This is a genomic window from Variovorax sp. 01T432, assembly GCF_056398605.1.
Genome location: NZ_JBFTPS010000014.1, coordinates 94,565 through 107,256, shown reverse-complemented (window position 1 = coordinate 107,256; position 12,692 = coordinate 94,565). Strand labels below are relative to the sequence as shown.

The window sequence follows — 12,692 nt, the reverse complement described above, 5'->3', positions numbered from 1 at the left end:
AATGAAAGCCAAGGCCCAGCTTAGCCATGGGCATGCTCGCGATAAATCACCCGGAGCCGAACAAACTGTTCGGTTGCCTGGACAATCGACGCGATGAATTGGGACGACTACGACGTGTTCTGCCACGTCATCGAGCACGGCGGCTTCTCGGCGGCGGCGCGCGCCATGGACCGGCCTAAATCCACGGTAAGCGCCTCCGTCGGCAGGCTGGAAACGGAGCTGGGCACGCGCCTGCTGGAGCGCACCACGCGCCAGGTGCGTCTCACCGAGCCCGGTGAGGCGCTCTACCAAAGCATCGGCGCGCTGTTCACCGGCCTGCGCGAGGCCCGCACCGACGCGCTCGCGCAAGGCGAGGTGGTGGCCGGCACGCTGCGCATCGCGGCGCCCTATGAATTCGGCGCGCATCACCTGGGGCCGGTTGCTTGCGGACTGATGGCGCGCTATCCGCAATTGAAGGTGCGCATCGATGTCGAGCACCAGGCGATCAATCCAATGGAGCATCGCTACGACATCGCCTTTGCGATGCTCGACAGCGGGCTGCCGGCATCGAGCGTGGTGCAGCGGCGCATGTTCACTCTCGAGCGCGGCGTGTTCGCATCGCCCGAATTCCTGCAGCGGCTCGGCGAGCCCGCGCTGCCGCAGGATCTCTCCGCGCTGCCGCTGCTGTGCGGCTCGGCCGACACCAAATGGACCTTCACCGCTGCCGACGGCACGGTGGAGGTCGTGCCCACGCCGACCTCGCGTCTCAACAGCGGCAATGCCGACGTCCGGCTGCAGGCGGCGGTGGCCGGCCTCGGCGTCGCGCGCATCACCGCCACCTTCTGCGAGCAGGCGGTGCGTACGGGTCGGCTGCGCCGCCTGCTGACTGACTACACCTGCGCGCCGTTGCGCGTGTATGCGCTGCTACCGGCCAACCGCCTCATGCCCGCCAAGGTCCGGATGTTCCTCGCCGCCCTCGGCCAGCAGGCCGGGATCAATATCTGAGGCGGCCGTCATTCGAGTTTCCAGGCGCCGTTGACGATTCGCACCAGCACCTGCGAACGCGGGTCGGAGCCGTTGTGGTTGGTGGGGCTCATGCTGAAGACCGCCTCGGGCGTGACGACGTCCTTCATCGATTCGAGCGCATCGCGCAGCGCCGCGCGGAACTCCGGCGTGCCGGGCTTGGCCTTCTTGAGCGCCTGCGGCACCGCGGCTTCGAGCCACACCACAGCGGTCCATGCGGAGGCCCCGAAGAGCGAACGCGAGCCGGCGCCATGGGCGGCCTCGTAGCGCTTGACGTAGTCCAGCGCCGGCTTCTTCAGCACCGATGAATCCGGCAGCTGCTCGGCGACCAGCACCGGCCCGACCGTCATGTAGCCGCCTTCCACACCCTTGCCGCCCACGCGCAGGAAGTCGGCGTTCGCCACGCCCTGCGTCTGGTAGACCGGACCCTTGAAGCCCCGCTTGGACAGCTCGATCGGCGGCAGCGCGCCAGGCGTACCCGAACTCATGACGTACACGGCATCGGGCTGCGCCGCCAGCAGGCGCAGCGTCTGCGAGGTGACAGAGGTGTCGGTCTGGTTGTAGCGCTCGACGGCCACCACCTGCACACCCTTGGCCGGCGCCAGTTTCTCCAGCGTCTTGGTGTAGCCCTCGCCGAAACTCGTGGCCAGGGCGACCACGCCGACCTTCTTCACCCCCTGCGTCACCATGTGATCGAGCGCGAGGTTGACGGCGATCGATTCCGGCGGCGCCATGCGGAAGGCCCAGCGGCGCGACCCGTCCTGCGGCTCGATGATGGCGCCACCGCCGGCCAGCGAGATCATGGGCGTCTTCGTCTGCCCGGCGATGTCCAGCGCCGAAAGCGAGGTGGGTGTCAGCGAGGGGCCGACGATCACGTCGACATTGTTCTCGGACACCAGCTTGGTGGCGTTCTTGGCCGCCGTCGTGGTGTCCGACTCGTCGTTGAGCACCGTGATGACCAGCTTCTGGCCCGCGATCTCCGTCGGCCAGAGCTTGACGGTATTGCTCTCCGGAATTCCCAGGGTCGCGCCAGGGCCGGTCGTCGAGACCATCACGCCGATGTTGACGTCGGCATGTGCGCTCAGGGCGAGGGCCATCGCGGCCGCGACGGCCGCCAGCTTGGGGATCGATTGCATGGTGATGTCTCCTTCTTGGAATAAACGCGGGGGAAAATCTCTGACTGCGCGGAACTGCTCAGCGCGCCTTCACGGCACCGAGGTAGGTCTCGATCACGCGCGGATCGCCGGCCAGCTCGGCGGCAGGCCCTTCGAGCACGATCTCGCCCATCTCGAGCACGTAGCCGTAGTCGGCCGCCGCCAGCGCGGCGCGCGCGTTCTGCTCGACCAGCAGCAGCGTCACGCCGGTGGCGCGCAGGGCGTCGATGGTCCGGAACATCTCCGCCACCGAGACCGAGACTCGGCTCGTCGAGCATCAGCAACTGCGGCCCGGACATCAGCGCGCGGCCGAGCGCGAGCATCTGCCGCTCGCCGCCGGAGAGCGTGCCGGCGAGCTGCGCACGGCGCTGCTTGAGGCGGGGAAAGAGCTCATACACATCGGCCAGCGCCTCATCCATGGAGGCGCGGCCGCGATGGCGATGTTGGTAGGCGCCCAGGCGGAGGTTGTCCTCCACCGGCATGGAGCCGAACAGCGCGCGCGTCTCGGGCACCAGCGCAATGCCGCGCACCACGCGCTCCTCCAGCGGCAATTCGCCGATGACAACGCCACGCTGGCGCAGCTCCCCCCGCATCGGCACCAGGCCCATCAAGGCCTTCAGCAGCGTCGACTTGCCCGCGCCGTTCGGTCCGATGACAGTGACGACCTGGCCGCTGTCGGCGCGCAGGCTCAGGCCATGCAGCACCTCCGCGCGGCCGTAGCCGGCGCGCAGGTCACTGACGCGGAGCATCTCGCGGTTCGTATCGGCGTTCATTCTCAAACCCCCAGATAGGCGACGCGGACCGCGGGGTCGGCCTGCACTTCGGCGGGCGTGCCCTCGGTCAGGCGCGTTCCGAATTCCATCACCACGATGCGGTCGCTCACCTCCATCACCAGGTCCATGTCGTGCTCGACCAGCAGGATGCTCAGGCCCTCGCCGCGCAGTTGCCGAAGCACATCCGCCAACGCCTGCTTCTCCTTGTGGCGCAGACCGGCGGCGGGCTCGTCGAGCAGCAGCAGGATCGGGTCGGCGCACAGGGCGCGAGCGATCTCCATCAGGCGCTGCGTGCCCATCGCGAGATTTCCGGCCTGCTCGTGCATGCAGTCGACGATGCCGATGCGGCGCAGCTGGGTCTCGGCTTCGCGGAACAGCCGGCGCTCCTCCGCGCGGTCCAGCCTCAGCATCGCGCCGAGCGCGCCGGCCTTGCCGCGCATGTGGGCACCGAGCGCCACGTTCTCGAGCACCGTCATCGCGGGCAGCATCTTCACGTGCTGGAAGGTGCGCGCCACGCCGCGGCGGGCGATCTCGCGCGAGGGCTTGCCGTGGATCGGTTCGCCGCACAGGCTGATCTCGCCGGCCGTGAGCCGCAGCACACCCGTCAGCAGGTTGAAGGTGGTCGACTTGCCCGCGCCATTGGGCCCGATCAGCCCGACGATCTCCCCGGCGCGCACCTGCAGGCTCACGCCGTTGACGGCCACCAGCCCCCCGAACTGCTTGCGCACCTCGCGCGCATCGAGTACCACCTCGCCGCGGCCCGGTCTGGCGCGCGCGGGCAGACGCGCCGCATCCGCCCAGTCGCGCCGACGCTGCAGGCGCGGCAGCCGCAGCGCGATCGCGGCCCACAGACCATCCCGCGCATAACGCAGTGCCACCACCAACAATGCGCCGAACAACACCAGCTCGTAATTGTTGGTCACCCCGAGCAGACGCGGCATCCACTGCTGCAGCTGGTCCTCGAGGATCTTCACCACGCCAGCGCCGAGCAGCGCGCCCCATACATGGCCCACGCCGCCGACCACGACCATGAAGAGGTACTCGATGCCCATGTTGAGTCCGAAGGGCGACGGATTCACGGTGTGCTGGAAATAGGCGAACAACCAGCCCGAGATGCTCGCCAGCAGCGCCGCCAGCACGAAGGCCATCACCTTCACGCGGAAGGTGTCGACGCCCATGGCCTCGGCCATGGTCGTCCCGTTGCGCACCGCGCGCAGCGCACGGCCCACGCGCGAGTCGAGCAGGTGTGTCGTCAGGAGCGCGGCGCCGACGACGAGGACCCAGATCAGATAGAAGAAGTGCCGCCGATTGTCCAGCGCAAAGCCAAGAAGGCTGATCGAGGGCACGCCGGTAATACCGTCGAACTTGCCCAGCGCGTCCAGGTTGCCGAGCAGGTAGTAGAGGCTCAGGCACCAGGCGATGGTGGCGAGCGGCAGATAGTGGCCCGACATGCGCAGCGTGACGCAGCCGAGAACCAGTGCGCCGACGGCAGTCACCGCCAGCCCCGCCGCGAGCGTGAGCCACGGCGACATCCCATAGTTCAGCGCCAGGTACGCGGCGGTGTAGGCCCCGAGTCCGACGAAGGCCGACTGCCCGAACGAGATCAGCCCGGCGACTCCGGTCAGCAACACGAGGCCGATGCACACCAGCGCGTAGAGGCCGATGTAGTTGGCCTGCGTGATCCAGAACTCGGGCACGGGCAACTGCGGCAGCAACACCAGCACGATCACCAGGGCGGCGAGGGAGATGCGGCGCAAGCTCATTCTTCGTCCTCGTCGGGGCCGTGCTTGAAGCTGCGCCACAGCAGCACCGGCAGGATCAGCGTGAAGACGATCACTTCCTTGAACGAACTGGCCCAGAACGAGCCGAACGACTCGAGCAGTCCGACGAAGATCGCACCGAGGGCGGCCGCCGGATAGCTCGCGAGGCCACCGAAGATGGCGGCCACGAAGCCCTTCAGGCCGATCAGAAAGCCCGTGTCATAGGCCATGGTGGTGGTCGGCGCGATCAGCAGGCCGGCCAATGCGCCGATGAAGGCGGCCAGCGCGAAGCCGAGCCGGCCCGCGGCGGCCGTCGAAATACCCATCAGGCGCGCGCCCAGGCGGTTGACGGCCGTCGCGCGCAGCGCCTTGCCGCGCAGCGAGTGATCGAAGAAGAGCCACAGCGAGAGCATGAGCGCGACCGAGACCAGGAAGATGACCACGGCTTGCCCCGACAGCAGCACCGCGCCGATAGCGAAATCTGTGTCCCAGAAGCTCGGGCTGCGGAAGCCCTCGGCGCCGAAGAAGGCCAGGCCGAGCCCTGTCATCGCGAAATGAATGCCGACCGACACGATCAGCAGCACAAGCACGCTGGCATCCGCCAGCTTCTCGTAGGCGACTCGATAGAGCAACGGGCCCAGAGGGGTGACGATGGCCAGCGTCAAAAGGCTCTGCAGCATCAGCGGCATCTGCCTGGACGCGCCCCACAGGGCAAGCAGCACCACCGGCAGCGACACCGCGAGCGGCTTGAGGAAGGCAGCGAGCACGCGGCCCGCGCCGCGCCGCTGGCGCAGCGCCTCGACGCCATCGAGCGCGGCCACCGCGAGCGACAAGACCAGCAGCAGGTAGACCGTGCCCGGTACCCGGCCGAGCTGGAGCATGGCGAGCGTCAAGGCGCCATAGGTGGCGAACTCGCCCTGCGGCACCAGGATCACGCGAGTGACCGAGAACACAAGCACGATGGCCAGCGCAAGGAGTGCGTAGATGGCCCCGTTGCTGGTGCCGTCCAGCAGCAGGATGCCGGCGATGGAGAGATCCATGGACTGCCGTCGTCAGACCAGCGACGCCGCTTCGACGCGGCCGCGGCGCAAGACACTGGCAAAGAGCATGCGCTCCAATGTCTCCCTGGGTTCGAATGCCTTTGCGTCACGGGCGCAGGCGAGCCGGACGTCGTCCGCAAGCGGCAGGTCGGGGCCGGGCAGGCCCCCCGCCGCGAGCTGCACCTCGCAGGCGCGCTGCAGCGTCCACATCCAGCGGAAGGCATTGAAGACGTTGCTTCCGGTGACGAGCATGCCGTGGTTACGCAGGATCATCACGCGCTTGTCGCCCAGGCTCGCGACCAGGCGCGGGCCCTCGTCGTCGTGCACGGTGATGCCTTCGAACGCGTGGTACGCGACGTCGCCGAACAGCTCGGCGCCGTAGAAGTCGTCGTGCCCCAGCCCGTCGCGCTTGCACGCGACCGCCATGCCGGCCGTGGTGTGGGTGTGCATCACGCAGTGCGCATCGGGCCGTGCCGCGTGCACGGCACTGTGGATCACGAAGCCCGCGCGATTCACATGATGCGGGGTGTCTTCGAGCGGCACGCCGTCATGGCCCACCTTGATCAGGTTGCTGGCCGTCACTTCCTCGTAGTTGAGGCCGAACGGGTTGATCAGGAAGGCGGGCCGCTCGCCCGGCACGCGCACCGTGATGTGATTGAACACAAGCTCGATCCAGCCCAACCGGTCGAACACGCGATAGCACGCGGCGAGTTCGACGCGCGCCTGCCATTCCTGCTGCGGCATGCCATGAGGGCACAGCGCCTGCGCCTGGGCAACGATATCTGTCTGCATGAAAGCGATGTCTCCTCTGCACGCCGCGGCTCTTTGGGCGAAAGGCTCCTGGCCGTCTGTGAAGTGCAAGAGTCAGCTTAGTCACGCGGGTGCTTTCGATAAATCACGTGTGGCCGAACATACTGTTCGGATCCCTGGACAATCGCTGCCGCCTTCACGGGCCGGGCGTGGCGAGATGTAGCGGCGCGACCAGGGCAAGGTGTCCGCCGGCCGGCCCGCCTTACGCCCCACGATCTGGTAGATCGCCACGTCGTCGTTTCGCGCTCTGCGCCTTGTAGTTGTCGCTCTACAGGCGCAGCGTGACGCGGGCACCCGCGCGCTCCGCCGGGCCGATGCGGACCTCCACCAGCCCGATGTTTGCTTCGTGCGATGCGAGCATGGCGACGAGCTGCGCGCAGATGCGTTCATCGCGGATGCGCGGCAGCAACGCGCGCAGCTTGCGGACAACCCAGGACTGGCCGCGGTTGAGAAAAAGCATCCGCTCGCGCAAGTCGTCGATGGCCATGGCCTTGTCATGGAAGGCGCCGGTGCGTGTCGTCGGCGTGGCGCGCAAGGACTGGATGGCTGCGATCAGCACGCCGCACCACCGCACTTCATCGCGATGGATGGCGCTCACCAGCCGCTTGAGCTCCGGGTCCTGTGTCTGCGCGGCACTGCGCAGCGTGACGCGGGCACCCGCGCGCTCCGCCTCCAGCAGTTCGTTCAGCGACGCCACGATCTCCTCGTCGCCGGCCAGACCCATGAAAGCCGCATCCATCTCGTCGGCGTAGCAGACGGGCGAGGACAGCTGCATGCGCTCGGGAGGCGTCGCGGTCTCGACGCGCAGGCTGGCGGCGGCGCGCGCGACGATCCGATGCAAGCGCTCCGCGGCACCCACCACCGCACCGATGCGCCCGGCACCCTCGCCCGCATACGCCGCCATCGCCTCGAAGTTCCCGGTCATCGATCGCAGCGGAGAGTCCGTGCTGAAGAGATAGATCGGCCGGCCCGCCTCTTCACCGATCACGGTCCTCCTCGTTGCGAAGGGATCGCCGTGCTCACCGCGCGTCACGCTGTTGCCCAGCACCCGGACACGCGCGCCCGGGGGCCAGTTGATGTGAAAAGCGTCCGTCAGCACGGTCTGGCCGCGGGCCGCGCCGACGATGCGCTGCTTGTGAAACTCATGCGCGAAGGATTCGTGGGTGGGAATGAAGGCGGTGCCGACAACAGCCCCCTGCGCGCCCAGCGACAGCAGTGTCGCAACGTCGGCACCGTCGGCAATCCCCCCCGCCGCCATGACAGGCAGGCTGGTCGCCGCCAGCACGTCCGGCAACAGCTGAGCCAGCGGCCGGTTGCCGCGCACGTGTCCGCCGGCTTCCTGCCCCTGCACGATCAGGATCTGAGCGCCCGCGTCCTGCGCCGCGCATGCCTCGGCGACCGTGCCCACCTGGCAGACCACCAGCACGCCCGCGTCGCGCAGCCGCTGCACGATGGCCGTGGAAAGATCCCAGAACAGACCGATCACCGGCACACCGAGTTCGATGCAGGCGTCGATCTGCGCATCCAGCAATGACGGCTCGGTCGCCGCGGGAATGACGTTGACGCCGAACTGCCGATCGGTCCGCTCGCGCACCCGCCGCACCTCCTCGCGAATCAATGCCACCGGCTCCCGCACCATGCCGAGGAAAGCGAAGCCTCCCGCCTGCGTGACGGCGACGGCCAGCTCGGACCGTGCCACGCCGCCCATCCCCGCCAGCACGATGGGGAAACGGCATCCGAGCAGATCGCAGACGGGCCGGTGCAAGACTTTGGCCATGCCCGCGAAGTCCGAAACCGCCGCCTCTGGAGAAATGGACATGAACGCTCCTTGCATCAGCGTTCGATTGTCGAATTGCAGCTTCTCAGCAGCAAATGACTTTTTATTGAAAATAGATCCAATAATATTGATGTCAAATCATGGACATCGGCCTTGCTCGCACCTTTCTCGAAGTCGCCGCGAGCGGCAGCTTCATCTCGGCCGCCGACCGGCTGCATCTGACACAGACCGCTGTCAGCGCGCGAATCCGCACGCTGGAGGAACAACTCGGGCGGCAGCTGTTCGTCCGCAACAAGGCCGGCGCCCGCCTCACCGCCTCCGGCCAGCGCTTCGTGCGCCACGCCACGACGCTGGTACAGGTGTGGGAGCGTGCGCGTCAAACCGTCGCCCTGCCTCCCGGCCTGGAGGACGGCGTGAGTGTGGGCGGCGAACTCAGCCTCTGGCATCCGCTGCTGGCCGACTGGCTCATCTGGATGCACCACGTCTGCCCGGAGATCGCGCTGCGCGCGGAGGTCGGCAACCCGGCACGCCTGCTGGACGGCGTGCAGGACGGCTCGCTGGACCTGGCGGTGCTCTACAACCCGCCGCAGCGGCCAGGCCTTGTGTCCGAACTCCTCGTCGAGGAAAAGCTGATCATGGTCACGAGCGCCGCGGACGGCGTGCTCGACCCGCGCCAGTACGTATACGTCGACTGGGGCCCCAGCTTCGCGGCCAACCACCAGGCGGCCTTCGCGGAACTGAGCAACCCGCCCGTGGCCATCTCGCTCGGCCCGCTCGCCTTGACCTATCTGTTGACCGTCGGGGGCTCGGGCTATTTCCGCACCGGTACGGCGCAACCCTTTCTGGCGGACGGCCGTCTCCATCGCGTGAAGAACGCGCCCGAGTTCTCGCATTCGGCCTTCGCCGTTTACGCCGCGCAAAGAGAGAACGAGACCCTCGGCCGGGCACGCAACGGATTGCGCATGATCGCCGCCGACAACGAAAAGCCGGGGCTTGACCAGTCGATCGAACCCAGACCGCTGCCGGCGGCTTGGCCGGCGACGGTCAGTCCGCCTTGATGATCACCGCGCAGCCCTCGCTGTCCTGAGGATCGCTGCGCGAGCAAGGGGCTTTGTCGATGCGTTCCCTTCAGGCCTTGAGGTATTCGGCCTTGCTTCCCAGCCATCTGTCGATGTGCTTCTGCGCGAGTTCCGGGTAGCGCTGCAGCATCCGCGGCGCGAGTTCGCGCGCCCAGTCGAGCAGCAGCACATCGATGCTCAGGTCGGCAAATCGCAGGAGCGGCGCGCCGGATTGCCGCGCGCCGAGGAACTCGCCAGGTCCGCGGATGTCGAGGTCGCGCCGCGCGATCTCGAAGCCGTCGCTGGTCTCCACCATGGCCTTGAGCCGCGCGCGCGCGGCCTCGCCGACCCGGCCGCCTTCGTTGGCCGCATACAGCAGCACACATGCCGAGGCTGCCGCCCCCCGCCCCACCCGGCCGCGCAACTGGTGCAACTGCGAAAGCCCGAAGCGCTCGGCGTGCTCGATCACCATCAGCGAGGCGTTGGGCACGTCGACGCCGACCTCGATCACCGTGGTGCTGACCAGCACCTGCAGCCCGTTGGCCGTGAAGCTTTCCATCACCGCCTGTTTCTCGGCCGTCGGCATGCGCGAATGCAGCAGGCCGACGCTCACATGCGCACCGAGCGCCGCGGCCAGTTCGTCGCGCGTCTCGGTCGCGTTGCGCAGGTCGACCGCTTCGCTCTCTTCGATCAGCGGGCAGACCCAGTAGACCTGCCGCCCCTGCGAGAGCTGGGCGCGGATGCGGTCGATGACCTCGTCGCGCCGATGCTCGGCCACCAGCTTGGTGACGATCGGCGTGCGCCCCGGCGGCAACTCGTCGAGCGTGGAAACGTCCAGGTCCGCGTAGTAGCTCATCGCCAACGTGCGCGGGATCGGCGTGGCACTCATCATCAGCAGGTGCGGTTCTAGATCCCCTCCGGCCTTGCCGCGCAGCGCGAGGCGTTGCGCGACGCCGAAGCGATGCTGCTCATCGATGATGGCCAGCGCGAGCTTCCTGAAGCGCACCTTTTCGGAGATGACCGCATGCGTGCCGATCACCAGCGCGGCCTCGCCGCTCTCGACCGCGGCGGCCATCGCATCGCGCTCCTTCTTCTTCTGGCTCCCGGTCAGCCAGGCCACGCGCAGGCCGCGTTCGGCCAGGAGCGGGTCGAGCCATCCAACCAGCTTGCCGAAATGCTGGGCGGCGAGGATCTCGGTCGGGGCCATCAGCGCGCATTGGTACCCGGCGTCGATGCAGCGCGCCGCCGCGAGCGCCGCCACCACGGTCTTGCCGGAGCCGACGTCGCCCTGGAGCAGGCGGTGCATCGGGACTTCGCGCGCCAGGTCGCGCGTGATCTCGTCGCCGACGCGTTGCTGCGCTCCCGTCAACGCGAAGGGAAGCACGGCCAGCAGTTCGTGGTGCAGGGCGGCGCCCGAGCCGGCCGCGTCAAGCAGGGGCGCGCGCTGCGCGGCACGCGCCAGGCGCGCCTGAAGTTGCGAGAGCTGCTGCGCGAGCAGCTCGTCGGCCTTGAGCCGCTGCCATGCCGGGTGGCTGTGGTCTTCCAGCGTGGCCATCGAAACGTCGGGCGCCGGATAGTGGAGAAAGGACAGCGCCCGGCGCAGATCCCACATGCCGGGGGGCGCCGCGCCGGGCGGAAGAATCTCGTCGAGCGTTGCCCGCGCCAGACCGGAACGCACCTCGCGCCTCAGCACCGGTTGCGCCAGACCCGCGATCGTCGAGTAGACCGGCGTCAGGGCTTCCGGCAAGGGCGTGCCTGCGGCCTTGACGGTCGGGTGCATCATCTGCCGGCCAAGGAACCCGCCCCGCACTTCGCCGCGCACGCGCACCCGCGCGCCGACTTCCAGCTGTTTCTGCTGCGACGGATAGAAATTGAAGAACCGAAGCTGGCAGGTTTCGCTGCCATCGTCCACCGTCACGATCAGTTGCCGGCGCGGGCGGAAGACGACCTCGCTGTCGGTCACGACCGCCTCGATCTGCGCCACCTCGCCGCCCCGCGAGTCGGCCAGCCGCACCACGCGCGTCTCGTCCTCGTAGCGCATGGGAAGGTAGAGCGCGAAGTCGATGTCGCGCAGAAGGCCGAGCTTGCGCAACGCCCGCTGCACCGCGCTCAGCCCCGTGCCCGGGGCGGGCGGCGGCGCGGGCTTTTCCGGCGGCAAGGACTTGGCGGTGGCGGGCATGGGACAATTCTGCCCGTCTCTTCGCCTATTCTTCCCCTGCTTCCTCGCCGAGTCCCGGCACCCTTGGAACGGGCCCGTCCGGCCCTCAAGCATCATGCGCGCCTTCACGCTTTCCGATTTCGATTTCGATCTGCCACCCGAACTGGTGGCCCAGCACCCCGCAGCCGAACGCAGCGCCTCGCGCCTGCTGGATGGCACCGCCGCCCCGCCCGTCGACCGCATCTTCAGGGAGCTGCCTTCGCTGCTCCGCGCCGGCGACTTGCTGGTCTTCAATGACACGAAGGTCGTCAAGGCGCGCCTCTTCGGCGAAAAGCCCACCGGCGGCAAGCTCGAACTGCTGGTCGAACGGGTGCTGCAGGACAACGAGGTCGTCGCCCACATGAAGGTCAGCAAGAAGCCGCAGCTCGGCACGATCCTGTCGATGGCCGGCGGCTTCAGCGCCACGCTGCTCGGCCGATGGCCGCAGGAGGACGGGGCCCTGTTTCGCTTTCGCTTCGACAGCGCGACGGGCGAGGATCCCTACGCGCTGATGACTCGCTGCGGTCACGTTCCCCTGCCGCCCTACATCACGCACACCGACTCGGCGGATGACGAGAGCCGCTACCAGACGGTGTTCGCCCGCGTGCCGGGCGCGGTGGCGGCACCGACGGCCGCCCTGCATTTCGACGCATCCTCGCTGGCGCAACTCGAAGCGCGCGGCGTGCGGCGCGCCAGCGTCACGCTCCACGTCGGCGCCGGGACCTTCCAACCCGTCAAGACGGAAAACATCGCCGAGCACACGATGCATGCCGAGCGCTACGAAGTTCCAGCCGCGACACAGGAGGCGATCGCCGAAACCAGGGAGCGCGGCGGACGCATCATCGCCGTCGGCACTACCACCGTGCGCACGCTTGAATCGTGGGCCAAGAGCGGTGAAGCCGCCGGCGACACCCGGATCTTCATCACGCCGGGTTTCGTCTTTGCGCACGTCGACCTGCTCCTCACCAACTTCCACCTTCCCAAGAGCACGCTCATGATGCTGGTGAGCGCCTTCGCGGGCTACGAACACGTGATGGCGCTCTATGCCCATGCGATCCGCGAACGCTACCGCTTCTTCAGCTACGGCGACGCCATGCTGCTCGCACGAAAGCCCTGAACCA

The 12,692-nt window shown here is 68.1% G+C and carries 10 protein-coding genes and 1 pseudogene; 3 read left to right on the top strand and 8 right to left on the bottom strand.

Annotation, left to right across the window (positions count from 1 at the left end; all coding sequences use genetic code 11):
* The first annotated feature begins 93 nt into the window (after window positions 1-93).
* A complete protein-coding gene (locus AC1DNF_RS13500; RefSeq protein WP_478149110.1) occupies window positions 94-984 on the top strand; it encodes a LysR family transcriptional regulator in 891 nt (296 codons plus the stop codon).
* A gap of 8 nt (window positions 985-992) precedes the next feature.
* Here the strand turns inward: AC1DNF_RS13500 and AC1DNF_RS13495 are convergent, their stop codons facing one another.
* The 7 genes and pseudogenes from AC1DNF_RS13495 to AC1DNF_RS13465 all read right to left on the bottom strand — a co-directional run bounded on the left by AC1DNF_RS13495 (window position 993) and on the right by AC1DNF_RS13465 (window position 8,358).
* Entirely contained in the window at window positions 993-2,138 is a 1,146-nt protein-coding gene (locus AC1DNF_RS13495) for an ABC transporter substrate-binding protein (protein ID WP_478149109.1), read from the bottom strand.
* A gap of 58 nt (window positions 2,139-2,196) precedes the next feature.
* Entirely contained in the window at window positions 2,197-2,397 is a 201-nt protein-coding gene (locus AC1DNF_RS13490; RefSeq protein WP_478149143.1) for a hypothetical protein, read from the bottom strand.
* A 19-nt stretch (window positions 2,398-2,416) separates the two neighbouring features.
* A pseudogene (locus AC1DNF_RS13485) lies at window positions 2,417-2,905 on the bottom strand (ABC transporter ATP-binding protein); the annotation flags it as partial.
* A gap of 26 nt (window positions 2,906-2,931) precedes the next feature.
* Window positions 2,932-4,692 carry a branched-chain amino acid ABC transporter ATP-binding protein/permease gene (locus AC1DNF_RS13480; protein ID WP_478149108.1) on the bottom strand — a complete coding sequence of 587 codons (1,761 nt, stop codon included), beginning with the start codon at window positions 4,690-4,692 and terminating at the stop codon, window positions 2,932-2,934.
* Window positions 4,689-5,729, bottom strand: coding sequence for a branched-chain amino acid ABC transporter permease (locus AC1DNF_RS13475; protein ID WP_478149107.1), 1,041 nt, complete (start codon window positions 5,727-5,729; stop codon window positions 4,689-4,691). The genes AC1DNF_RS13480 and AC1DNF_RS13475 overlap by 4 nt, the downstream gene beginning before the upstream one ends.
* Before the next feature lie 12 nt (window positions 5,730-5,741).
* Entirely contained in the window at window positions 5,742-6,521 is a 780-nt protein-coding gene (locus tag AC1DNF_RS13470; protein ID WP_478149106.1) for a class II aldolase/adducin family protein, read from the bottom strand.
* A gap of 286 nt (window positions 6,522-6,807) precedes the next feature.
* Window positions 6,808-8,358: a nitronate monooxygenase gene (locus AC1DNF_RS13465; protein ID WP_478149105.1), complete on the bottom strand. Its 1,551-nt coding sequence runs from the start codon at window positions 8,356-8,358 to the stop codon at window positions 6,808-6,810.
* Window positions 8,359-8,456: 98 nt separating this feature from the next.
* Between AC1DNF_RS13465 and AC1DNF_RS13460 the strand changes: the two genes are divergently transcribed.
* A complete protein-coding gene (locus tag AC1DNF_RS13460; protein WP_478149104.1) occupies window positions 8,457-9,374 on the top strand; it encodes a LysR family transcriptional regulator in 918 nt (305 codons plus the stop codon).
* 70 nt (window positions 9,375-9,444) lie between these two features.
* Here the strand turns inward: AC1DNF_RS13460 and recG are convergent, their stop codons facing one another.
* Complete coding sequence (gene recG / locus AC1DNF_RS13455) at window positions 9,445-11,553, bottom strand: ATP-dependent DNA helicase RecG (protein ID WP_478149103.1); 2,109 nt, start codon at window positions 11,551-11,553, stop codon at window positions 9,445-9,447.
* A 94-nt stretch (window positions 11,554-11,647) separates the two neighbouring features.
* On the opposite strand from recG, the gene queA reads away from it, so the two are divergent.
* Window positions 11,648-12,688 (top strand): tRNA preQ1(34) S-adenosylmethionine ribosyltransferase-isomerase QueA, encoded by a 1,041-nt coding sequence (gene queA / locus AC1DNF_RS13450; RefSeq protein ID WP_478149102.1) that lies wholly within the window; start codon window positions 11,648-11,650, stop codon window positions 12,686-12,688.
* The last annotated feature ends 4 nt before the right edge of the window (window positions 12,689-12,692 follow it).

Bases quoted from the DNA above. Each gene is read 5' to 3' on its own strand.
- AC1DNF_RS13495 (WP_478149109.1), bottom strand. From the start codon at position 2,138: ATGCAATCGATCCCCAAGCTGGCGGCCGTCGCGGCCGCGATGGCCCTC.
- AC1DNF_RS13465 (WP_478149105.1), bottom strand. From the start codon at position 8,358: ATGTCCATTTCTCCAGAGGCGGCGGTTTCGGACTTCGCGGGCATGGCC.
- AC1DNF_RS13460 (WP_478149104.1), top strand. From the start codon at position 8,457: ATGGACATCGGCCTTGCTCGCACCTTTCTCGAAGTCGCCGCGAGCGGC.
- AC1DNF_RS13470 (WP_478149106.1), bottom strand. From the start codon at position 6,521: ATGCAGACAGATATCGTTGCCCAGGCGCAGGCGCTGTGCCCTCATGGC.
- queA (WP_478149102.1), top strand. From the start codon at position 11,648: ATGCGCGCCTTCACGCTTTCCGATTTCGATTTCGATCTGCCACCCGAA.
- AC1DNF_RS13500 (WP_478149110.1), top strand. From the start codon at position 94: ATGAATTGGGACGACTACGACGTGTTCTGCCACGTCATCGAGCACGGC.
- recG (WP_478149103.1), bottom strand. From the start codon at position 11,553: ATGCCCGCCACCGCCAAGTCCTTGCCGCCGGAAAAGCCCGCGCCGCCG.
- AC1DNF_RS13480 (WP_478149108.1), bottom strand. From the start codon at position 4,692: ATGAGCTTGCGCCGCATCTCCCTCGCCGCCCTGGTGATCGTGCTGGTG.
- AC1DNF_RS13490 (WP_478149143.1), bottom strand. From the start codon at position 2,397: ATGTTCCGGACCATCGACGCCCTGCGCGCCACCGGCGTGACGCTGCTG.
- AC1DNF_RS13475 (WP_478149107.1), bottom strand. From the start codon at position 5,729: ATGGATCTCTCCATCGCCGGCATCCTGCTGCTGGACGGCACCAGCAAC.